Origin of the sequence: Streptomyces sp. NBC_00569 (assembly GCF_036345255.1) — a bacterium.
Classification (GTDB): Bacteria; Actinomycetota; Actinomycetes; order Streptomycetales; family Streptomycetaceae; genus Streptomyces.
On the sequence record NZ_CP107783.1, the window covers coordinates 1,835,466 to 1,856,040 of the forward strand.

The window sequence follows — 20,575 nt, forward strand, 5'->3', positions numbered from 1 at the left end:
GCTCATGCCAGGCACGAGGCCTTGAGGTGAGCAGGTGCTTGGCCTGCCGCATCACGGGGGGCATGCGGCAGGCCAAGCGGTCGTGACCCTACCGGCCGCCGACGTGTCGGTGATCCTGGACCGCGCCCGGGCGGGAGGCTACCGACAAGTTCTGGGCTCGGACTCAGTCCGGCGCCGGCCATGCCTGGTGGCGCCCCGGGATGCCTGGTCCCGCTGTCAGCTGCCCGCAGCCACTGGCGCGTCTATTGTCGCGGCACGGCACAGGTGCTACTCGTGGTGGCGTTCTGCGTCCGGTTGACCGCCGCCCAGCGGCCATCAGCTTCTTGCACCGCCAGGCCGATCTGTGCGAGCCCGTCCACGTGTTTCATGATCGTCCGCTTGGTGTAGCCGACCGCCTCACACAGATGCTGGATCGAGTGCGGTCCGTGCTCCAGCAGTTGTCCGTAGGTGCGGGCAGCATGGTGGCCCAGCTGCTCCGGTGCGGGGCGTTGGCTGACCGCCGTGGCCTGGATCGGGGTTTTCTCCGCAGAGACATTTTTGGGCGCCGGGCCGGGCCGCGGTGTCCGATTCACGGTCCGGTGCTTGCGGCCCTTCCGCTTCTTCTTGCTCACTTGGCTCCTCATCAGCGTCGTAGCAGGTGACATGCCCAACGAGTTCCGTTGCCGCAGGGCTTCGGCCAATCGAGCATGTGTCCGCAGACGTGGATCTGGCAGAACGGCGGTGCGGCAGGCACGAATCGACGTGATGCAGCTGCCAGCTCGCCGGTCTTTCGGTGTTTCGGCTGGTGAGTCTCAGTTTTCCGACGGAATGCGGGCAGCGATCTCGCGGGCGAACCACTCCGCTTCCTGCGAGAGTTCGTCCAGCTCTTCGCCCGCGATGAGGTGCAGCAGACGCAGCAGATCGTGGGTTTCCTCAGATGTGAGGACCTCCAGTCGGCGCGCGGCCGCGTCTGGGGCAGGAAGGGCGCTGGTGATGTCTTGGCTCATGCGCGCTTCAACGACGATGTCGGGGCTCGCGGCACTGTGCTTCGGTGGACGTGCACCCACATGGACGCAAGCGCGGCGACCCGCCCGGAGCGTCTGCCCCTGGCTCGTCAGGCGGAGGCGGCACTGGAGATATATGTGTCAGGCATCTTCGCGGTCCGCAGCAAAGTCGCCGTGGCCTTCTCCTTGCATGGGTCTCAACGCCACGGCGTGCGCGGCATGTTGTACCGGGACGGATGCCCTGTGGGCCGATCGCACCGGTCGCAGGCCGGACCGGTCTGCCGCTTCGGACGGCGCCACAGTTTCAGCATGCTGTGCTGCTCATCGGTGCAGGTTGCATCGGTGAGCGAGCTGCTCTGCTGCTGACGGTCAGGCTCCTCATTTCTCGGTGCGCTCGGCCGGGTTACGAAGTGCCGCCGCGCTCGGGACAACCGCTACCTCGACGCCGCCGTCGACCATCTGCGGGCCCAGCCGCCCACGGAGCGGGAGCATGACGGCCTGGACGAGGACGTGGCCCGAGTCGCCCCGCTGAAGCACGCCGATCTCAACCGCCAGGACCGCTACCGCTTCGCCGCGCGCCCGCCACGCGAGGGCCTGCGCCCCCTGCGTGACCCGGCGACCGCCCACCTTGACGAGGACCACGAGGACACCGGCGAATGACGTGGCGTCAGGGCGCGGATCGGGTCGCGATCAATGAGCGTCGCAGCTTCCGGGGCAAGTGCCCCGTCGAGGGGACGGAGCCCGCCGATCTGCGACTGCGCCGTGCGGGCCGCAGGAAGGCAGCGTCGGGCCCGAGGGCCCCGGCTGCGCACCCGCCGAGATGAGGTGTCAGACGATGGCGAGCCGGTCCACCAGCAGCTCCACCCTCGAGTCGGTGTACTCCGGCGGCAGCCGTCCCGACCGGGTCAAGGTCGCCACCCCGTGCAGGGATGCCCAGAACACCTCGGTGAACAGCCCCGGGTCGACGCCGTCCCCGGTGACCTCGCCGAGGGTCTCCAGCAGCGCGGCGAAGGCGTCCTTGAGAGGTTCCGGGGTTTCCTCCTGTGCGTACGCCAGACCGCCGTCGAGCTGGAAGATGGCGTCGTAGACCGCCGGGTTGGATGCGGCGAAGTCGAGGTAGGCGCGGGCGAGGGCGGCAACCCGCTCGCGCGGGCCGTTCGCGGCGGCGGTCGCGGCCCGCACCGCCGCGGCCAGCTCGGTGGCGCCCTGGAGGGCGACGGCGCCGATGATCTCCCGCTTGCCGCGGAAGTGGCTGTAGAGGACGGGCTGGCTGTACTCGATGCGCTCGGCGAGCCGGCGGGTGGTGACCGCGTCCCAGCCCTGCAGCTCGGCGAGTTCGCGGGCCGTCGCCACGATGAGGCGCTCGCGCTCCGCCCGTTCGCGCTGCTTGCGTTCCTGTACCGACATGATTCGATCCTAGCACCGCTAGACATGAGAGCGGCAGCAGCGCTAGCGTTGCCTCATCACCTAGCAACGCTAGGATCCAGTGCCTAGGAGGGGTCATCATGCTCAACGCACTCGAGGTCATCACTACCGTGGTCGTCGGCCTGATGGTCGGGGTGGAGTTCTCCGTCGCCTTCGTCATCAACCGGATCCTCGACGCACTCCCCGATGACAGCGGCCAACTCGGCCGCGCCCACGGGGGCCGGATGCTCGGCGCCGTGATGCCGGTCTGGTACATCGGCTCGCTCGTCCTCGTCGGCATCTGGGCCATCGCCGGATGGCATCACGACGGCGCCGGCCTCGTCGTCACCGCCGGCGCACTGCTGATCCTCAGCGTGATCATGTCGATCCTGCTGCTCGTCCCGATCAACAACCAGGGCAAGACATGGACCCCCGAAAACCGGCCCGCCGACTGGAAGGAGCAGATGAACCGCTGGGACCGCTACCACTACGTCCGCGTCGCCGTCATCATCGCCGCCTTCGCCCTGCTGGTCACCGCCCTCACCTGAGCCCACGGGCTCACCCTCCGATCGTCAGCCGCAACCGCTCGGCCGTGCGCCCGAAGTGCGGCACCGCCACCTCATCCACATCCAGAACCCGGACACCAACACCCTCGAACTCCGCCGGCATCCCCACGACGCGGGCGCCGGCGCCACCCACTGACCGATAGCGAGAGGACGTACCGAAATGGCCAAGCTGCACAGTCTCGACCCGCACACGCCGATGTTCGCGCAGCTCAAGGAGAAGACCGGGCCCATCGCCCTGGCCAACACCTTCGTCGTTCCGAAGGAGAGGACTGAGTTGTTCCTGGCCCTCTTTCACAGGCAGGCCGAATTCATGAAGGCTCAGCCGGGATTCGTCTCCCTGCAGATGCACAAGGGAACCGGGGACAGTCAGCTGCTGATGAACATCGCGCTCTGGGAGTCGACCGAGGCGCTCGCCACGGCGTTCGGCAGCCCGGAGTTCCAGCGCATGGCAGCCGAGTTCCCCGACGACATCGTGTCGTACCCGCACATCTTCGAGCAGATCGACGCATGACACGGCAGCTGTAGTCGGGGGACGGCAGCCGGAGAAGCCCTGCCCTCCCCCGCGGGCACTCACGCATCCATGCACCATGCCGGGTCGCCGACCACCCCAACACGCGTGACCCGTCCCGGAAGAGGAGTCCCTATGGCCGTGCAACTGAACCACACCATCGTCCCTGCCCATGACCCGCAAACCTCGGCGCAGTTCCTGGCCGAAATCCTCGGCCTGAGTGTCGATCCGCCGGTGGCGCACTTCACGCCGGTCACGCTGGCCAACCAAGTCAGCCTGGACTACGACCAGGTGGACGACTTCGACCCACACCACTACGCGTTCATGGTCAGCGAGCAGGAGTTCGACGCCGCCCTCGCCCGCATCCAGCACCGGGGAATCACCCACTACGGCGATCCCACATGCCAAGAGATGGGGCAGATCTATCGCAGCAAGCGCACCAAAGGCCGCAGAGGCACCTACTTCCACGACCCCGACGGACATCTCACGGAAATCCTCACCCCGGGCGGCACCGGGTCGTGAGACGGATGGCGGCCCAGCGGATCACGGCTTCCAGGGCCTGTCTTCACTCTGTGCGCATCCAGATCATCAGCGCTGCCAGGGTCACGGCTGCCTGGTGGGACTGGGCGGTCTTGTCATAACTGGTCGCTGTCCCGCGCCACTGCTTGAGGCGGCTAGTGCACCTCTCGACCACGTCGCGCTACTTGTAGCGCTCGCCATCAAAAGCCGGTCGGTACCCGCCCGCTCAGCCCCGCCGGGCCCGGTTGGCCACCTGATCGGCCCGCTCGGGAATGGTGGGCCCGATCCCGCGCGCACGCGGGTGCAATCGGACAGCACGGGTGCTTTAGCCCTTGTCGCCCAGCACATGCTCCGGCGGGTACCGGCCGGCCCGAACTGCCGTGGCCGCCCCTCCTGTCCCGGGTCGATCCGGAGGCGGACATCGTCCTGCACATGCAGGCCCAGCACGAGCGCGTTGAAGCCACGCTGACCAGGCTGGACACCGCAGTCCCGGCATGAGCGGCCACCTCCGGAGCCGACGAGCGCGACACCCTCGTGGCGCCCCTCACCGATCACCGGGCGGTCCTGCTCGAACACCTCGACCACGAGAAACCCACCCTCCTTCCGCTGGCAGCCGAGCACATCACCGAAAAGGAATGGCCCTCCCTGGGCGACCACCTGGTGGCCAACACCCCCAAGCTCACCCTGCTCACCCTCTTCGGCCTCGTCCTGGAGGACGCGAACCTGGCCGAGCGCACCACGCTCCTGTCCGCACTCCCCGCACCGGTACGCACATCTGGCACGTCGTCGGCCGCCCTCGCTACGCCCGCCACATCAGCCGCGTTACGCGCCACCCGACCATGCCCCATACGACTCACCGGGCTCCACCGAGCTCACGAAGACTCGCAAGGAGAAGAACAATGTCGCTGAAGAAGATCAACACCGTCTTGGCCGCCGCCTTCATCCTCTTCATCCTCTGGTTCGGGACGGAGTACATCGTGAGCCCGGAGACGACGGCGCCGGGCTACGGCCTGCCGAGCTGGCCGTCCGGCGACGGCGACGGCTTCCTGATCATCAAGGGAATCCGCGACGTCGTCCTGGCTCTGGTCCTGGGGATCCTGCTGGTGACGGGCCACCGCCGGGCGTTGGGCTGGGCGCTGCTGATGGAGGCCCTCGCCGCGTACGGCGACTTGACCAACGTGCTGGCCCACCACGGCTCCGTGGCCACCGCGTTCGGCGTCCACGGCCTGACCGCGACACTGATGGTGGTCAACGGCCTGCTGATGATGCGCGAGACCCGCAAGGTCGCGGCCGCTCCGGCGACGCCCGCCCCGCAGCCCGCCTGATCCCACCCGTCCGAGGTGGCCCGGACCACCGGCCTGGCCACCTTGCCACGGGCCGGTATTCGCGTGTCAGCGCCCGCCGGGAAACACCAGGCAGACGATCTCCTTCCAGTGAGAGACGACCTGATGACTGAGGCGGCCTGCTGCACCGCAGCGGCCACCCTAAGACGGTGTCCTACGTGGTGAGACGCTAGACACCTCAACATGGCTCAGGGCGCGTGGAGTTGGATTGTTCCGGACGGATTGTGGGGGATCGCGAAGCCGTTGCTGCCGCCGTCCAGGGTGCGCCCGCAGCGCGGTGGAACCCAGGACACGCCTGATGAGGCGCTGTTCGCCGCGATCATCCACCGATGGCGGCAACGCCGCTGTGGTTCGCATGCCAGGTAGTGGGTTCCCCGGGGTCGTGGTGCAGGGCGACTCCCTTCACATCCTCCGCGGTGATGTGGCCGAGGTCGCGAAGGCATGCGAGCCAGACGACCTGGATGAAGCTCGGCAGTCCACCGGCCTTCTCCTGGCGAACCTCGATGCTCTGCTGGCGCAGTACGAAGCAGCATTGGACGAGCACGAGATCCCGCGGCCGTACTGAGCTGGTAGGCGCCCCCAGCCTGGGAAGCTGAGGTGATCCAGGGCTGATTCGCCGGCTGAGCTGGTGAAACGAGGAACCCGGCCCGCGTGGGCGCTCGCGGCGGAACCCTGATTCGCCCGTTTGATGAGGTCCATCCCCGAGGCGGGTTGTCGTGCAAACCTAGGCCGGCCGCAGTGCTGAGCAGCGCGGGGGAAGCGTGACCGTACCGGGCTTGTGCTGGAAATTGTCCATCACGAGCCACTCGTCCAACTCAGGGTCGTAGAGATTCTGGACTCCGAATTGCAGCACCTGCCAGAACGTACCCCGATCCTTCTGATCGACGTAGATGTCGCCCAGCGCAAGGGGGAACCGCAGGAAATTCCCCGGAGGCAGCTTCGGCAGCACGACACCGACCCTCCAGTGGTTCACGTGCCGGTCCGGGTGCTGCTGGAGGATCTCCCGCCCGACGAACCGTGCGCCTCGAAGTACCTGGTTCAACTGGTCGAGGTCGAAGCCCGGGATCCGCGAGCACGGATGTTCGTTCAGGCCGGGCCACTTGTAGGTCAGCGTGTAGAGGCTGCCGTGGTAGATCAGGTTGGTGAACCAGATCGGGTACTGCGGGCCGCCCGCGGTCATCTGGCTGTCGCCGTTTCTCCCCTCCCAGGTGAACGGGACCGTGACGTCCAGGTCCCGGACGATCCACTTGCCCTTCCCACGAAAGCCCCGGGGAAGATGAGGCGGACGCGGCGTGGGCGAACTGGGCCGTTGCTCCGCCACGGGCGCGAACGACTGCGCGACCCCGGTCTGCGTTCCGGTATGGGCCGGCTGCAGCATCGCCGTGACAAGGGCGATCGTTCCGGCGAGAGCCGCCGACGTTGCCGCCCGACGTGTGAGTGTCCAGCGCATGATCTCCCTCTGCTGTCGCGTCAGTCGCCGTCGTGGCGCGGGGTGCGAACACAGAGATGCACCCGGTGACTGTTCCGGGTGCAAGACCGCACCAAGTGGGACATTCTCTATCAGACGGCAGGGGGGTTGACGCTTAGGCGAGCCGCACGCCCCGACTCAGCCAGGCGGGGGCGCGCCATTGTGGGGGACGACATCGCCCATTCGTGTCAGGTCCGCAGTTGCGCCTGGTCCTTCTCTATCGCTGCATAGCCGGGCACGGACGGCCACCGAACAGTCAGTACCACCGGCTCTTCCTCCGCGAACCATCCGCCGTGACCAGCTCCCGCATCCGGGGCAGACGGCCCCAGCCGGCGTGCTTCGCGCCTCTATGTGTACCGCCTCGTCGTCCACGTCGACCGACAGCACCGCCACATCGGCGATCGACGGGAACAACAACTCCTCCAGCCGGAGCACCACTTCTTCCACGGGCCGAACTGTCAGCCATGCCGCACCCGGTACGGGTCAATTCCGGGCAACATCCCCAGGGCTTGCTAGCTCGATCACCGTCACTGAGGGTGCATGCTCCACGGAAAGTGAGCCAGAACCCGAGTCGTGACAGCGCCGCTATGCCGCCGCGTCGTGTGAACAATTCGCTGTGCCTTGGGAAAGGGTGTCCGTAGGGTTCCTGCATGGACGACCCCGTGCTCACCGCCCACGAACTGGTGCGGGATCGGTTTCCCGGCGCCCGAGCAGCCTTCCTCGCCGGCAGCGTACTGACCGACCGCCGGACGCCCACCTCCGATCTGGACATCGTGGTCCTCTTGGACGGGCCGCCCGCACCCAACCGGGAGAACCTGGTGTACCGCGGATGGCCGGTGGAGCTATTCGTGCAGACGCAGGCCGCCTGGCACCGCTTCGCCGATCAGGAGACCGCGAAGCGGAGTTCACCGCTGCTCGCCATGTGTTCCGACGGCATGCTCCTGGTAGACACGGATGGGCTCGGCGCTTCGCTCCAGGCCGAGGCGCGAAAGCGTTGGGCTGCGGGCCCGCCGCCGCTCTCGGACCGTGAGCGGGACTACCAGCGGTACATCCTGACCGACCTCCTCGACGACCTGCGTGGCTGCGCGGACCCTGCCGAGCGGGTGCACTTGGTCGCGCACATGCTGCAGCGCGCCTCGCAGCTGGTCCTGCTGGTTGGCGGGCACTGGCTCGGCGGAGGCAAGTGGTTGTCGCGGCGGCTGGCCGCGGCCGACCCCGGGCTGCACCGCACGCTGACCGGGGGCGCCGCGCAGGCGTTCACCGGGGACGCGAGCGTCTTCGCCGCGGCCGTGACAGAGGTGCTGGACCGAGCCGGCGGCCCGCTGTGGGACGGGTATGCCGTCCGATGAGTCGGTGGGGCGCAGCTACATCACCACAGGCGCCATGCCTTCTGCAGGCAGGTTCAGTTGGCTACGGCGGCAGCTTCCTCCTCGGCTCCGGCCAGATCGAGTTTGGGGGCCACGCTGGAGCCGGCTCGGCCTCGGCAAGGCGGGCCCCGTGACCTGCAGCCCTGAATGTCTGTCATGCAGCCTTTTACCAGGGGCCTTCCTCCTCGACCTGCTCCACGACGTGCCGCCCCCGATCCAAGCCGTGCCCGCCACCGACGACCCGGGGCGGCGTCCAGGAGCGGCATGAGCTGGGTGACATCGTGACGGTTTCCGCTGGCCAAAGAGACAGCGAGCGGGGTGCCATGCCGGACCCTCGGGATGCCCAGATCGCTCGCCTCAAAGCCGAGATAGAGGCCTTACGGGAACGCGCCGCCCGCCAGAGCGAGGAGATTGAGAAGCTAAGCGAGTTCAAGGCCCTCGCGCTGTCGCGCCTCGCCGCCCAGCACGAGGAGATCGCCCGGCTGCGCGGCCCTCAGGCCGCTACCGGCACGCCAGCCGCGGCCCGCCTCGCTGTCGTTCCCCGTGCCAGCCAGCCGATCGACTCCTCCGCCTGACGCACCGCGGAGGCACAAGGAGCTAGTTGCGGGATGCTTTGCGCGCCCTGAATGCCGCCGCCTTGACCCGGCTCCGGCAGGCTGTAGAGCAGAAGTGGCGGACCGCGTTGCGAGAGGCGTCGACATACACGCGGTCGCAGTTGGGGGCCGTGCAGACTCCGAGACGTCCGGCGAGGCTGCTGCCGATCGCCAGCGCCAGGGCGGTGGCGCATCCGGCACTCCACCCCACGGAGAGACTGTCGTCGGAGCCGTGGAAGTGGACCTGCCAGGGCTCGCCATCGACGCAGTCGAGTTGTGGACGGGCGCCGGTGGTGCGCAGGAGGACGTTCACGGCCCGAGCTGCCTGGTCGATGTGGCCGCTGTCGGCGGCCTCGAAGACCCCTCGCATCTGGTGGGCGGTGTGCACGAGATAGGCGGCGTGGTCCGGTTCGACGTTGGAGCGATCCGAGGCGAGCGGCAGCGCTTCGTGAATCGCCTGTGGGAGCTGGTCACCGTGCGGAGCGGTGTAGGGGCGGCCCTGCCGAAGGCCGTCGGTCAGCGTATTCACGAGGGAGACAGCGGCATCGAGCAGCGTCACCACGTGACCATCGAACATCACTTGACCGGTCACTCCTTCGACCCTTAGCGTGCATGAGCAACCGACGATAGTCGTTTCGCCGGTCACGCACGAGGGGGGTTCGTGGAATCTGCGCAGGGCGGGAAGGCTTTGCCGCGCACGGTGCGCTTGCTGATCGCGGCGCGAGCAGTGAACCGTCTGGGTGCGTTTTCCTTGTCGTTCCTTACCGTGCTGACCACGACGAACTTCGGCGCGAGTGCCGCAGCCGCCGGATACATCAGTGCCGCCTTCGGACTCGCAACAATCCCCTCGCGCTTGATCGGCGGCCGACTGGCCGACCACGTCGGCACGCGCCGCACGATCGTGATCGGACTGACCGGGTGCGCGTTGGCGCAACTGGGCCTTGCCCTGTCCAGCGGCCTGGTGTCGGCAGCCTGCTTCGCGGTACTGCTGGGGCTGGCCTTTGAGATCTATGAGCCGCCCAGCCAGGCGATGATCGCGGACGTCGTGGCACCGAGTGAACAGGTCCGCGCCTACAGCCTGTTGAACGTGGCGCTCGCCGTGGCCGGCATGGGCGCGGGGCTCTTGGCGACGGGGGTCGGCCGCTGGGACCTGCGGTGGCTGTTCGCACTGGACGCCGTCACATGCCTGTTCTGCGCGCTGATAGTGCACCTGGTGCTGCCCGCAGACCGTCCCGCCGCGAAGGCGGCAGCAGAGCGGGCCGTGAGCGCCGCCCCCTGGCGAGACCCATCGCTGCTCGTCATGCTCGCGGCCGGAACCTTGTTCGCGGTGGTCTATCTCCAGCTCATGGCCATGCTGCCGCTTTCCCTGGAACTGCGCGGACTGCAACCCGCCGACGCTGGACTGCTGTTCACTACGTCCGCCCTGACGATCACCTCCGGGCAACCACTACTACAGCTCAGCCGCGTTGCCTCGATATCAGCATCCGCTGCCTTCATCAGTGGCTACCTCCTACTGGCCCTCGGCCTTGCCGGGTACGCGCTCGCTCACAACCTGGTCGCATATATCGCAGCCACCATCGTGTGGAGTGTGGGCGACCTCCTACTTGTGGGCCGCGCGTACGCATTCGTCGCCGGCCTGGCCCCCACCGGGGCAAAGGGGCGTTACCTGGCGGTCTACGGCACAAGCTGGGGGATCGGCGGGATCGTCGCCCCGGTCACCGGCACACAGCTGCTGGAGCACGTCGGACCCACCGGACTGTGGTGCGCAGCGTCCCTTGCATGCCTGGTTCTCGCCGCTTTGCATCCTGCCTGGATCCGCACGGCCAGTGATCGTGCACGAGGTGAGACTCCCTTCTTGGATCAGGCCACCGATCCGCCTGCAACCGGATGACATCACTCCTCACCGGAAGGTACTGACGGGTCACTGCACCTGGTTGACTGATTGACCGGCGCGCAGTGGCCGTCTGATGCCCTTCCGAAGGCCCGAGAAACCGGATCCCTGGGGCGTCCCCTCAGGTTCCTCCTCATAGCGTCAACGGAAGCAACCCTTCATGGCCTGCGCTTCCTGCAAACAGCTGGGCCAGCCGATCCTTTCGGGTGGCCCAGCGGCGATTGCACGCCTGCGCGGCAGTACGGTCTCCGAGGGTGTCGAGCAGGATCAAGTACTTCGCTGGTGCCGCCGCCATGCTCGCCGTGTCCACCGCCGCACTGACCGCTCCAGCACAGGCTGCCACCTATGAAACTGCCACCAAGCCCGCACCGTGATCAATCTCAGTGCCAACCACGGTTGCATTGATCCCCGAGGCCGGACACGGATGCATCGGCCTGAAGAGCGCACCACCCCGAATCGTCGACAGTTTTCGTCAGGCGCCGCCCCAGACCGCGGCGTCCGTGCCCCACAGACCCGGCGGTCGTGCCCAGTTCACCGGGCCTCCCTCGTACGACACCGGCGGCAGCGCGTGCCGCAGTCGGCCCATGGGGCTGTCGGTCTCGGTCAGCCAGCGCCCGGCGTCGAAGCCGTCATCCTCGCCCGGAGCGGGGGCCAGGTCGTGGACCAGCCAGTGGGCGGTCTGCGTCAGGGCCAGGCGGACCAGCCGTGTGCCGCCCGTGCGGTGCTGCTCGGTGAGCGCGCGTAGCACCCCGGCCGCCAGCAGATAGCCGGTGCCGTGGTCGAGCGCCTGGGCGGGCAGCGCGCCGGGCGAGTCCGGCGAACCCTCCAGTTCGGCGATGCCGGTGGCCACTTGGACCAGGCTGTCGAAGCCGCGCCGCTCGTGCCACGGCCCGTAACGGCCCCACGCGGACAGCTGGGCGATCACGAGACCCGGACGGCGCCCGGCGAGCGCCTCGGGCGTCAGCCCGAACCGGTCCAGCGCGCCCGGCCGGTAACCGGTAACCACCACGTCCGCCTCGTCGAGCAGCTCCTCGAAGACCCGGCGGCCGGTGACGTCACCCAGGTCCAGGGTGGTCGAGCGTTTCCCCATCCCGGTGTCGTTGTGGGCTTCCTGACTCTCCGGCAGCTGTGGGGCGTCGATCCGCAGCACGTCCGCCCCGAGCAGCGCCAGCGTTCGGGTGGCGACCGGCCCGGCGAGCACCCGGGTCAGATCCAGGACGCGCAGCCCTGTGCACGGCAGCGCGGCGTCACCGAGCACCCGGTTCGGGGCGTCGTCGACGCGCGCCGTCGTCAGCAGCGGCTGCCCCGCGACCAGGACCCCCTGCTCGCTCTTGGCCCATTCCTCGGGGCTGCGTGCCGCGACGGCCAGACCGCCCGCCGCGTACACGGTCTCCTCCACCTCCAGCGCGGTACGCCCCGCGATCGCCCCGGCCACCGCCTCCTCGCCAGCGTCCCCCGGCACCCCGAGAGCGGCGAGCAGCCGGGCCCGATGGTGCGGGTAATTGGCGTGCGTACGGACCCATCCATCGGCCGCCCGCCAGAACCGGGACAGCGGCGCGAAGGTCGACCACGCTTGCCCGTCGACCCGCACCAGCCGGTCGCTGAGGAACGCCGTCGCCACCGACTCGTCGTCGACCCGCACCCGGGGCACGGGCCGCCCCGTGCGTACGGAAGTGAGCTCGGCGGCCGCGAGCGAGCACACCGCGACAGTGGCCCGCGCCAGCTCCATGACGGGCAGCCGCGTTGGCAGCCCTCCGGACGGACCGCCGTATGACACCCGGTCGAGCAGAGAAGAATCGGCACCCAGTGCCATCCAAGCCTGTGCCGTACCTGCGAAGATTGGAGAGCTCACACCCGCACTATGGCACTAAGTGCCACCTACGGGAAGGGTCCCGGGCGCCACGCACCCGGGACCCTCGCCGACGTACTACTGAGGTTTTCGGTTCGGGGTTAAGTCATGTGTCAGCGATCTTGAAGCAGCGTGAGGCCGAGCCGTAGCAGTACGAACCCCAGCCGGTTTGCCCGCGACTTGTTCCGCAGCTTCGCCATGTCGTCTTCAAGGAGCGTCCAGACCTCGATCAGGTCTTCCGGCTGCCATTCCTGCCACGTACACGTCGGCCCTGCCGAGGTGCTGGAACGCCTCGTTGAGCGCGGCGAAGCGGGCACGATGGCCCTTCCCCTTCCTCAGCAGTGCGCGGCGGCGGGCTTCTGCTGCATGGCTCGCGCCGCCACCAGCACTCGACACCTAGGGGGTTGCTCTGTGCCCATGACCGGCCTTGGCACTGGTGGGCTCTCTTTTCAACTGTCGCGTATCGGTCCACCGGGAGCCTCGAACAGTGACTTTGGGTGACGAGGCCGGGGAGCAGTGGGTGGCCGCTAGGTAGGGTGCTCGTAGATGCGACGAAGGGAGTTCGGGGTGCAGCAGCCGTTGAGCATTGCGGTAGCGCAGCCGAGGTGCACGGCTTACGACGTGACGGCCAACGCGGTGGCTCATGCGGAGGCCGTTCGGGCGGCAGACGCGCGAGTGGTGGTCTTCCCCGAGATGTCGCTGACGGGATACGAGCTGGACGCGGTGCCGGTCCTTCCGGACGATGAACGACTGGCTCCGATCGTCGCCGCATGCGCGGAGACGGGCGCGCTTGCCTTGGTCGGCGCGCCTGTGCCGGGTCCACGCATCGGCATCCTGGCAGTAGGGGGCGACGGTGCGCGGGTGGCCTATGGGAAGGTGCACCTCCACGGCAGCGAGGCCACCCGATTTGTGCCGGGAGAACCCACCGTGATCGAAGTGGACGGGTGGCGGCTGGGGCTCGCCGTCTGCCGCGACACGGGTATCCCTGAGCATGCCGCGAAGACGGCCGCGCTGGGAATCGACGGGTATGTGGCCGGGGTCGTCCACGCGGATCACGAGGCTGAGGTCCACGGCGAGCGCGCCCGTCGGGTCGCAGCCGACCACGGAGTGTGGGTCGCCACAGCGGCCTTCGCGGGCCCGACCGGTGGCGGGTTCGACCGCACGTCCGGACGTTCGGGCATCTGGTCCGCCAACGGGGAACTGGTCGCGGAGGCCGGCGCCGCCCCCGACGAGATCGCGCGGGCTGTTTTCATCAAGTGAGTGCGAGGCAGAGCAGGGCAGCCTCGACGGGCAGGTGACAGAGGGCTCTCGATGGCCGGGCCGACGTCATCGGCGCCACCGGGCAGAGATCTATGGGGAGTCGCCGAAAGGACGGCACTGCAGGGGCGCGCCTTATGGCACGCTCTCACCGTCGGGGCCGAAGGCGCCGGGCGTGGCGGCCAGGACAACCTGGACGCTGCCGTCGCAGACAACGAGCGCATCGGTGATCCCGCGAGCGAGCTGTCCGATCGCCCGATGGTGCTCGCGGTGGTCTTGGATCCATGCGCGCACCTGGCGGGCCTGATGATCATCGAGCTGGTCGGCAACGTCTCCACACGCGATGCCGACGACCATGCCACCGCCGCTGGCGCCCTGCCTGAGTACACGCCCGAGTCGCTGCGCTATCCCGCCAGACCGCGCAGACCCCGACGCCCACCGTCCCGTGTGGTTGGTCGCCTTCTATGACCAAGCCGAGCTAAATGCCCTCGCACTTTCCGCGTACCTCTCGCCCGGGCAACATCAGACCGCCGAGTTCCATGCTCACCGCTGTCTGCGTGCTCTGCGACCCACATACGCCGGTCCCCACCTGTGCAGCCGGCGCACCACGTACGCGAGCTGGCGGACGGTCTGGCCGCCTCATTACGCCGGTGCCACGGCCGTAACGGTCGCAACTCGCAGGCGTTGTTGACCGTGGGGATAATGGGACCGATCCATCGCCCTCAGACGCCGAGCCGCACCAGCACGCGGCCGGACCGGAAGGAGCGGTATGAGACAGCAGAGACTGGCCACTGTGGGTGCGGCGCTGTGTACAGCCGCAGCGCTAGGCCTGACAGTGCCACCTGTCGCCGCAGCCGTCCCTGATCAGTGTTCCTACCTCTCGTCCGCGTCTCGGCCCACGGTGATGGTCGGGGACACCGGGGTGGGGGTAAAGCAGGCTCAGTGCTTGAGCAACGCGTGGGGAGGCGAGCCGCCCAAGCTCACCCTCGACGGGGTCTTTGACTCGGTCATGCTGAAGAAGATCGAGTGGATCCAGGGGTGCCACGGTCTCCCGGCGAGCGGCATCATCGAGGACCGCACCTGGCAAGTGCTCTACCACCCGGCCCTGGACTGCTACAACCCCTATCCTGAGCAGCCGATTGCCCCCCGAATGGGCGAGGACGTCGCGAGCCTGGTGAGGATGTCGGGCGACAACCATCGCGCGAACGTCGCGTCTGCCCTGATTGGCCGTCCTAGACGGGTGCAACCACAAACTCGGTACTGGGCAGCACAGATTCCGAAATCCGCTCCGCGCTGGGCGTCCGCGAGCTGGATCCCGACAGTGTGGCCACCGTCGTCGTGGTTCACCTCGCATGCGACGGATGGGGAAGGCCAGTTGGCCTTCCCCATCCGTCGCATTTCGAAGCGGTCAGTTAGTCCGCCATCTCATGGGCGGTGCGGAACTCGTGGTCAGGCTGCGGGAACTGATCCCACAGGATCTGTGAGCGGATCTCTCCGCTGAGTTCCCCGACGAGGAAGCGGGTCACGGTCATGTCGTATCGCTCCCACTCCTCGCCGGACTCGTCGTTGATCAGGATAGGGCGGGTGTCGGGGTCGTCACCCGGCTGCATGAGCCAGTACAGGTACTCGCCGTTGTCCGTGGTTGCCCAGCAGATCAGGCGGCTGCCCTCGGCCTCCAGCTCGGCCGGCTTGTCCTCGAACTGCCACAGGGAGTCGTTGGCCTCCTCGCGTTCCGCCGAGATCTTGATCAGGTCGTAGACGTCATTGCGGCATCCCGGCTCCAGGAGCAGCAGGTAGCCGTCGATGAAGCCGCCGCCTCCGTAGGCTTCGATGAGTTCCTTGTAGTCCCCGGGCAGCGCGCTCTGCAGGGTGCTTTCGGCGGCGTTCCAGTCCGGAACCTGGCCGCTGCCGTGGGGCCGCGGCAGCAGCTCGGTGAGCTGGGTCAGGTCGGGGTTCATCTGTTGAGTCCTTTCGTCACCGCTTGCGGTTCCAGATCGTGAAGATGTTGGTTCCATCGCCGTCACTGCCGTGCGGACGCATCTGGAAGCCGTTGTTGCCGTGGGCCTCGATGGTCACACCGAGGGGAATTTTCGCATTGTCGTCGGCGTAGATGGGCGTCACGCTGTACTGGATGATCTCACCGTCTCTGGCGGCGTTGCGGACCTGCAGTTCGACCTGCCGCATGACGGGCGAGTTGGCGTAGCTGTGCATGGTGACGAAGTTGCGCGGGTCTTTGTTGGATCCGCCGATCATGGCTGCGAGTAGGTGGGCGCGGTTGTATCCCTTACCGGATTCCCAGCCGGCCGGGTCGACCTGTGGGCCGGTTTTGCCGCCGAGCATGTCCTTGGTGATGGTGGCGTGCATCGACGTAGCACGGTTGTGCGGGCCGAGGTTGCCGTATTGGACCCGGTCGCCCCAGGTGACGTCGTTCTCGTCGCAGGGGGTGAGCCCGAGCGGGTCGCTGAGTGAGTGCGGGTTGTCGACGTAGGCGAGTGGATTGGGAGCAGGGGGCAGTCCGAGCGGGTCTGGGGTGAGGTAGCGGGCTGACTCGGGGTCGTAGTGGCGGTAGTAGTTGTAGTGCAGGCCCGTTTCGGGGTCGTAGTACTGGCCGGGAAAGCGCAGGGGGGTGTAGGCGGAGGCGTTCTTGTTCCAGGTGGTGGCGCCCCAGAGGGTGGCGCGGGTGCGCCAGGCGATGGTGCCTGACTCGTCGATCAGTTCGGTGGGGGTGCCGATCTGATCGGTGATGATGGCGAAGAAGCGTTGGTCGATGGCTTCTTGCGGTGCGGTGGCAAGGGATTTGGTCTCCGTCTGGGCGACGGGGGTGTGGCCGTCGTGGTCCCAGGTGAAGGTGATGAGTTCCGGGGCGTTCGTGGTGTGGACGGTCTGTTCGCACAGGGTGGTGCCGTCCCACGTGAACGTGGTGCGCTCCAGGACTCTCTGGCCGTCTGGGGCCATTCGGAGTTTGGCGGTGCGTCGGCCCAGAGCGTCGTACGTGTAGCGCCAGCGTGTGTTGTCCGGGGCTGTGCAGCCGATCAGTTGGTCTTCTGCGTTCCATTCATAGCGCCAGCTGTCGGGCTTGTGGGAGAGCCGGGTTTTCTGGCGAAGGGTGACGCGGCCCAGGGCGTCGTGTTCGTAGCGGACGTTGCCGGCTCTGGTGAGGCGGGTGCCGGTGTAGGTGCGTGGCCCTGTGGCGTCCGGGCTGGCATGCCGTGTGGGCCAGGTAGCGGCTGTCTGGTTGCCCATCGCGTCGTAGGTATAGGTCTCGCTCCAGTTCGCAGCACGCACGCCGGTGACCCGCCCGCCTGTATCGAGGTCGAAGCGGCGCGGGCCGGAGTGGAGGTCGTCGGTGCCGGTGAGGTGGCCGTCGGCGCGATGGGTGTAGGTCCTGCGCTGGATCAGGCGGTGGTCGGTGCCGGTGGTGACGGCCTGGCCGGTCAGGCGGCCTGAGGGTCCGTAGGTGCTGGTGAGGGTGGCGAACTCGCCGACGGTGCGGATGAGTTCCCGGCCGGCTGCGTCGTAGGTGAAGCCGATGGTGTGGCCGGATGAGGTCATGCGTGGTGGGCTGTCCGCCCCGGCATGGGTCCAGGTGGTCACTACGCCTGAGGGCGTGGTCCGGCTCTGGCGTCGTCCGGCCTGGTCGTATGTGAAGCGCAGGACGGCGCCGTCCACCGTCTGAGCGGCCAGTCGGCCGGCTGGGTCGTAGGAGAACTCCAGGCTGCTGTCTGGGGTGGTGGCGTGAGTCATCCGAGAGGCCGCGTCGTAGCGGTACTCCGTGCGCCGGCCGTCAGCCGCTTTCGCTGTCAGTTGGCCGACGTCGTCGAAGGCATAGGTGGCGGTCTGACCGGCGGCGTCGGTGCGGGCTATGGGCTGGCCGGCCGCATCATAAGCGTAGCGGGTGGTGCGGTCATCGAAATCGGTCTCAGCGATCAGACGCCCCGCCGCGTCGTAGGCGTAACTCCAGGTGTGGCCTTGAGCGTTGGTGACGCGGGTGAGGCGCTGCTCGGTGTCGTAGCGGAAGTGGTGCTGCGAGCCGTCCGGGGAGATGCGGGCTGCCGGCAGGTCGAAGGGACCGTAGTCGATGCGAGTGTGCGCGCCGAGCGGGTTCGTATGGCTCGTGCAGTTTCCCTCCCCGTCCCAGGCCCACGACTCACGGGCACCATCTGGTGTGGTGCGACTCAGCAGTCGCCCTTCGGCGTCCCAGGCCAGGGCGGTCACGTGCCCGAGCGGGTTGATGAGTTCGACGGCGCGGCCCAAGAGGTCGTAGCAGCCCCGGGTGGTCGCGCCGCGCGGGTCAGTGACCGTGAGGGGCAGCCCGGCAGCGTTGGTCTCCACGGTGGTGGTGGCGCCGTGCGGGTCGGTGGCACTCGCGACGGCTCCGGTGGTGTGATGGGTGAAGCGGTGGACGGCGCCGTCGGGTTCGACCAGGAGTGTGCGGTTGCCGCGGGCGTCGAATCCCTGCCGGGTCTGAGCGCCGTCGGGGCCTATCAGTTCCACCGGCAGGTGCAGGTCGTTGTAGGCGATGCGGGTGGTGGCGCCGTCGGCTGTCTGTGTTCGGACCAGGTCGCCGGAGTCGTTCCACTCCCAGTGGGTGGTGCGGCCCAGGGGGTCGGTTCGGGAGAGGAGATGGTCGTGGCGGTCCCATTGCTGTCGGGTGGTGTGGCCGAGCGGATCGGTGATGGCGATGATCTGGCCGCGCCGGTTGGCGCGATAGACCATGGAGTGGTCCAGGGAGTCGGTGTATGTGACGGTGCTGGTGCCGTCCTCATCTGGGCCGGCATAGGTCAGGCGCGCGTTGAGAATGTTGTCGGTGCCGTGGGTGGTAATGACGCGGTGCTGGTCGTCGTAGCTGTAGGCGTAGACCGTGTCGTTGCTGTCGCGCCAGCCGGTGATGCGGTGAGCCGCGTCGTAGGTGAAGTGGAGCGGAGCATCCAGCGCGGTGCGCACCTCGTCCAGGTCGCCCGCGGTGACGGGCGCCTGTCCGCTGGGGGTGTCAGCAGTGTCGCCCCGGTCCTCGTAGCGAAAGCTGCGCAGGCGCGTGGAGCCTTCGTCGGTGAGCATGCGCAGGCCGGTGACGCGGCGGCGCTCTGCGTGCGTGTCGATCTGGACGCTGTAGCCGCCTGAGTGGACGACCAGTACGGGGACGTCGTCATCAGTGCGCTCGATGGCAACGCTGTTGCCGTTGCGGTCCTCGATCGTGGACAACCACCACAGCCCGTCGTGCTGAAGGGAGGGTTCGAAATGACGGGTCAGGCCCGTGAAGGGGTCCTGTACGGTCAGTGAGTAGGCAGTGCCGCGGGTGACGTAGGTCAGTGGCAGGCGGGCACCCGCGGCTGGTTGAACGCGGTCGCCCGGCAGGTCGGGACGCCGCGGGTAGACCAAAATAGAACCGTCCTCGCGGTACCACCAGATCCCGCCCCATTCAGTGTTGGCCTCGAGCCGTTCGTCGAGAGTGGAAGCCCAGGACGGGCCGAAGAAGCGTCCCGCGTCATATCCGGACAGGTGGGTGCGGCGCAGCACCAGCGGCAGCACTCCGGGAAGTTCTACGTCGGTCTGGGCGAGGATCATCTGACCGCTGGCCATGTCGATCGGGTCGCCACAGGTTTCCCGCGCATTCAGGGGGCGGGCCTGCCTCGACAGCCTGGTCGAGTCGATCTTCAGCCCGCTGGGCTTGCGCCCAGCACCGGAGGCATCGCCGTGGCCTGAGCCGCCGCCCGCGTCACCCTTATTGACGTGAATGTTGCGGGCCTTGTCGCGGACACCGATGTCGTTGTGCTTGTGCAGCTTGGAGGCGGCTTTGACACGTTCCGGGACGGTCTCGGTGACATGCTTGGAGATTTTGCCAAGGGCCTTCTCTGAGCCCTTGAGCGCACCGTGCAGGACACTGTCGAAGGCTTGTGTGAACGGGTCGCGGCCCTTGCTGCGGCCGAACGCTCCCTTGGCCCGCGACAGCGGCGAGGCCGCACCCAAGTGCATCTCGCCGCCGTGCCGTGAAACCTTCCCCGCACCGTCCTCGAACTCAAAGTGATCGATCCTGGTGGCCTTCTCGCCTCCCCCGGCACCACTGCCGCTGGAGCCGCCAGCCGACGCGAGCTGCAACCCACCGTGCCCGCCATGCCCCCCGTGCCCCCTGCCTCCACTGGCGGGCGGCACGGAGAATGCCCCCTCCGCGAGGTCGAGGACCATGTCCTCGACCATCGCCTCCAGCTTGGCGTTGACGGGCTCAGTTATCTTGGCCAGGACCTCGTCCACAACCCGGTCCACAGCCTCGTCGATGATCCTCTTGACCACCTGACGCATCGCGGTGACCTCAGCTGCTCCGATCAGTGCGGACAGGCCACCGGTGACTACGGCGAGTCCTGCCGAGATCCCCACCGAGGCAGCCATGATGGCGAGTTCGGCCTCGGCCTTGGTCTTCATTCCGAAGATGATCTCCGCGAGCACATCACAGGCGTCCGCGAACAAACGTGCGAGCTCGGGGAGTTTCTCCAGATGGCTGGCCTTGACCTGGCTCCAGTGCTTCTCCATCGCATCGACAGCCCAGCCCTCGGAAGAGGACAGGATCCGAGAGACCGCCTTGTGCGCGTCACCGCCATGGCCTTCGAATTTCTCCGCGAACTCCCGCATGGCATCCGCCATTTCACGGTAGTCGTCCTCGTCCACATTCGGGAAGTTGATCCCGATGAAGTCCAGAACCTCGTCCAGCCAGCCCGGGATCGTGTAGCCCATCCCCGCATCCTCCCCCTTGGTCCCCACTCTGCCCACGAACGCAAAATTGCCGCCTACGCGATCAAGAACTCTAGTCGGCAGCAGTGACAGCGACGCAAGTG

Annotated in this window: 20 protein-coding genes and 3 pseudogenes; 12 read left to right on the forward strand and 11 right to left on the reverse strand. The window is 67.7% G+C overall.

From position 1 onward, the window contains the following. Positions 1–242 precede the first annotated feature (242 nt). Together OHO83_RS08490 and OHO83_RS08495 are read right to left on the reverse strand one after the other, a co-directional pair. On the reverse strand, positions 243–611 hold the full coding sequence (locus tag OHO83_RS08490) for a helix-turn-helix transcriptional regulator (protein ID WP_330279036.1): 369 nt from the start codon (positions 609–611) through the stop codon (positions 243–245). A 180-nt stretch (positions 612–791) separates the two neighbouring features. Next, the gene (locus OHO83_RS08495) at positions 792–986 is read right to left on the reverse strand and encodes a DUF6417 family protein (RefSeq protein WP_329432755.1); all 195 of its coding nucleotides are present in this window, start codon (positions 984–986) and stop codon (positions 792–794) included. 507 nt (positions 987–1,493) lie between these two features. Here OHO83_RS08495 and OHO83_RS08500 point away from each other — a divergent pair. Beyond that, positions 1,494–1,643: a hypothetical protein gene (locus tag OHO83_RS08500; protein WP_330279037.1), complete on the forward strand. Its 150-nt coding sequence runs from the start codon at positions 1,494–1,496 to the stop codon at positions 1,641–1,643. A 168-nt stretch (positions 1,644–1,811) separates the two neighbouring features. Here OHO83_RS08500 and OHO83_RS08505 read toward each other — a convergent pair whose 3' ends face one another. Beyond that, positions 1,812–2,390 (reverse strand): TetR/AcrR family transcriptional regulator, encoded by a 579-nt coding sequence (locus tag OHO83_RS08505; protein ID WP_330279038.1) that lies wholly within the window; start codon positions 2,388–2,390, stop codon positions 1,812–1,814. A 98-nt stretch (positions 2,391–2,488) separates the two neighbouring features. Between OHO83_RS08505 and OHO83_RS08510 the strand changes: the two genes are divergently transcribed. The 7 genes and pseudogenes from OHO83_RS08510 to OHO83_RS08540 all read left to right on the forward strand — a co-directional run bounded on the left by OHO83_RS08510 (position 2,489) and on the right by OHO83_RS08540 (position 5,888). Further along, positions 2,489–2,935, forward strand: a complete 447-nt coding sequence (locus OHO83_RS08510; protein ID WP_330279039.1) for a DUF1772 domain-containing protein — start codon at positions 2,489–2,491, stop codon at positions 2,933–2,935. A 178-nt stretch (positions 2,936–3,113) separates the two neighbouring features. Then, entirely contained in the window at positions 3,114–3,464 is a 351-nt protein-coding gene (locus OHO83_RS08515) for an antibiotic biosynthesis monooxygenase family protein (protein WP_330279040.1), read from the forward strand. A gap of 132 nt (positions 3,465–3,596) precedes the next feature. Further along, positions 3,597–3,983, forward strand: coding sequence for a VOC family protein (locus OHO83_RS08520; protein ID WP_330279041.1), 387 nt, complete (start codon positions 3,597–3,599; stop codon positions 3,981–3,983). A gap of 531 nt (positions 3,984–4,514) precedes the next feature. Further along, on the forward strand, positions 4,515–4,889 hold the full coding sequence (locus tag OHO83_RS08525) for a hypothetical protein (protein ID WP_330279042.1): 375 nt from the start codon (positions 4,515–4,517) through the stop codon (positions 4,887–4,889). Beyond that, the gene (locus tag OHO83_RS08530) at positions 4,880–5,305 is read left to right on the forward strand and encodes a DUF4267 domain-containing protein (protein WP_266677246.1); all 426 of its coding nucleotides are present in this window, start codon (positions 4,880–4,882) and stop codon (positions 5,303–5,305) included. The genes OHO83_RS08525 and OHO83_RS08530 overlap by 10 nt, the downstream gene beginning before the upstream one ends. 201 nt (positions 5,306–5,506) lie before the next feature. Continuing rightward, a pseudogene (locus tag OHO83_RS08535) lies at positions 5,507–5,650 on the forward strand (IS5/IS1182 family transposase); the annotation flags it as partial. 28 nt (positions 5,651–5,678) lie between these two features. Continuing rightward, positions 5,679–5,888 (forward strand): DUF6959 family protein, encoded by a 210-nt coding sequence (locus OHO83_RS08540; RefSeq protein ID WP_405597759.1) that lies wholly within the window; start codon positions 5,679–5,681, stop codon positions 5,886–5,888. Between the two features lie 159 nt (positions 5,889–6,047). On the opposite strand, the gene OHO83_RS08545 is transcribed toward OHO83_RS08540, so the two are convergent. Together OHO83_RS08545 and OHO83_RS08550 are read right to left on the reverse strand one after the other, a co-directional pair. Beyond that, positions 6,048–6,773, reverse strand: a complete 726-nt coding sequence (locus OHO83_RS08545) for a hypothetical protein (RefSeq protein WP_330279043.1) — start codon at positions 6,771–6,773, stop codon at positions 6,048–6,050. A gap of 206 nt (positions 6,774–6,979) precedes the next feature. Continuing rightward, positions 6,980–7,096: pseudogene (locus OHO83_RS08550) on the reverse strand (signal peptidase I); the annotation flags it as partial. Positions 7,097–7,441: 345 nt separating this feature from the next. Here OHO83_RS08550 and OHO83_RS08555 point away from each other — a divergent pair. Beyond that, positions 7,442–8,140: a nucleotidyltransferase domain-containing protein gene (locus OHO83_RS08555; protein WP_330279044.1), complete on the forward strand. Its 699-nt coding sequence runs from the start codon at positions 7,442–7,444 to the stop codon at positions 8,138–8,140. Between the two features lie 260 nt (positions 8,141–8,400). On the opposite strand, the pseudogene OHO83_RS08560 reads toward OHO83_RS08555, so the two are convergent. Continuing rightward, positions 8,401–8,484 (reverse strand): annotated as a pseudogene (locus OHO83_RS08560) (IS5/IS1182 family transposase); the annotation flags it as partial. Between the two features lie 271 nt (positions 8,485–8,755). Continuing rightward, the gene (locus OHO83_RS08570; protein ID WP_330280738.1) at positions 8,756–9,328 is read right to left on the reverse strand and encodes a CGNR zinc finger domain-containing protein; all 573 of its coding nucleotides are present in this window, start codon (positions 9,326–9,328) and stop codon (positions 8,756–8,758) included. A gap of 84 nt (positions 9,329–9,412) precedes the next feature. On the opposite strand from OHO83_RS08570, the gene OHO83_RS08575 reads away from it, so the two are divergent. Further along, entirely contained in the window at positions 9,413–10,642 is a 1,230-nt protein-coding gene (locus OHO83_RS08575) for an MFS transporter (protein ID WP_330279045.1), read from the forward strand. A gap of 472 nt (positions 10,643–11,114) precedes the next feature. On the opposite strand, the gene OHO83_RS08580 is transcribed toward OHO83_RS08575, so the two are convergent. After that, positions 11,115–12,455, reverse strand: a complete 1,341-nt coding sequence (locus OHO83_RS08580; protein ID WP_330280739.1) for a CoA transferase — start codon at positions 12,453–12,455, stop codon at positions 11,115–11,117. Positions 12,456–13,058: 603 nt separating this feature from the next. On the opposite strand from OHO83_RS08580, the gene OHO83_RS08585 reads away from it, so the two are divergent. Continuing rightward, positions 13,059–13,751, forward strand: a complete 693-nt coding sequence (locus OHO83_RS08585) for a carbon-nitrogen hydrolase family protein (protein ID WP_330279046.1) — start codon at positions 13,059–13,061, stop codon at positions 13,749–13,751. A 132-nt stretch (positions 13,752–13,883) separates the two neighbouring features. Here the strand turns inward: OHO83_RS08585 and OHO83_RS08590 are convergent, their stop codons facing one another. Beyond that, on the reverse strand, positions 13,884–14,105 hold the full coding sequence (locus OHO83_RS08590) for a hypothetical protein (protein WP_330279047.1): 222 nt from the start codon (positions 14,103–14,105) through the stop codon (positions 13,884–13,886). A 547-nt stretch (positions 14,106–14,652) separates the two neighbouring features. Between OHO83_RS08590 and OHO83_RS46930 the strand changes: the two genes are divergently transcribed. Further along, positions 14,653–15,249: a peptidoglycan-binding domain-containing protein gene (locus OHO83_RS46930; RefSeq protein WP_443066033.1), complete on the forward strand. Its 597-nt coding sequence runs from the start codon at positions 14,653–14,655 to the stop codon at positions 15,247–15,249. Here OHO83_RS46930 and OHO83_RS08595 read toward each other — a convergent pair. Next, complete coding sequence (locus tag OHO83_RS08595; RefSeq protein WP_330279048.1) at positions 15,161–15,706, reverse strand: SMI1/KNR4 family protein; 546 nt, start codon at positions 15,704–15,706, stop codon at positions 15,161–15,163. The genes OHO83_RS46930 and OHO83_RS08595 overlap by 89 nt on opposite strands. 16 nt (positions 15,707–15,722) lie before the next feature. Next, positions 15,723–20,474: a DUF6531 domain-containing protein gene (locus OHO83_RS08600; RefSeq protein ID WP_443066096.1), complete on the reverse strand. Its 4,752-nt coding sequence runs from the start codon at positions 20,472–20,474 to the stop codon at positions 15,723–15,725. Between the last annotated feature and the right edge of the window lie 101 nt (positions 20,475–20,575).

Excerpts from the sequence above, each read along its gene's own strand:
- OHO83_RS08495 (WP_329432755.1), bottom strand. The coding sequence starts at position 986 with ATGAGCCAAGACATCACCAGCGCCCTTCCTGCCCCAGACGCGGCCGCG.
- OHO83_RS08505 (WP_330279038.1), bottom strand. The coding sequence starts at position 2,390 with ATGTCGGTACAGGAACGCAAGCAGCGCGAACGGGCGGAGCGCGAGCGC.
- OHO83_RS08510 (WP_330279039.1), top strand. The coding sequence starts at position 2,489 with ATGCTCAACGCACTCGAGGTCATCACTACCGTGGTCGTCGGCCTGATG.
- OHO83_RS08515 (WP_330279040.1), top strand. The coding sequence starts at position 3,114 with ATGGCCAAGCTGCACAGTCTCGACCCGCACACGCCGATGTTCGCGCAG.
- OHO83_RS08520 (WP_330279041.1), top strand. The coding sequence starts at position 3,597 with ATGGCCGTGCAACTGAACCACACCATCGTCCCTGCCCATGACCCGCAA.
- OHO83_RS08530 (WP_266677246.1), top strand. The coding sequence starts at position 4,880 with ATGTCGCTGAAGAAGATCAACACCGTCTTGGCCGCCGCCTTCATCCTC.
- OHO83_RS08540 (WP_405597759.1), top strand. The coding sequence starts at position 5,679 with ATGCCAGGTAGTGGGTTCCCCGGGGTCGTGGTGCAGGGCGACTCCCTT.
- OHO83_RS08545 (WP_330279043.1), bottom strand. The coding sequence starts at position 6,773 with ATGCGCTGGACACTCACACGTCGGGCGGCAACGTCGGCGGCTCTCGCC.
- OHO83_RS08555 (WP_330279044.1), top strand. The coding sequence starts at position 7,442 with ATGGACGACCCCGTGCTCACCGCCCACGAACTGGTGCGGGATCGGTTT.
- OHO83_RS08570 (WP_330280738.1), bottom strand. The coding sequence starts at position 9,328 with ATGTTCGATGGTCACGTGGTGACGCTGCTCGATGCCGCTGTCTCCCTC.
- OHO83_RS08580 (WP_330280739.1), bottom strand. The coding sequence starts at position 12,455 with ATGGCACTGGGTGCCGATTCTTCTCTGCTCGACCGGGTGTCATACGGC.
- OHO83_RS08590 (WP_330279047.1), bottom strand. The coding sequence starts at position 14,105 with ATGGTCGTCGGCATCGCGTGTGGAGACGTTGCCGACCAGCTCGATGAT.
- OHO83_RS46930 (WP_443066033.1), top strand. The coding sequence starts at position 14,653 with ATGGTCGGGGACACCGGGGTGGGGGTAAAGCAGGCTCAGTGCTTGAGC.
- OHO83_RS08595 (WP_330279048.1), bottom strand. The coding sequence starts at position 15,706 with ATGAACCCCGACCTGACCCAGCTCACCGAGCTGCTGCCGCGGCCCCAC.
- OHO83_RS08600 (WP_443066096.1), bottom strand. The coding sequence starts at position 20,474 with ATGGGCTACACGATCCCGGGCTGGCTGGACGAGGTTCTGGACTTCATC.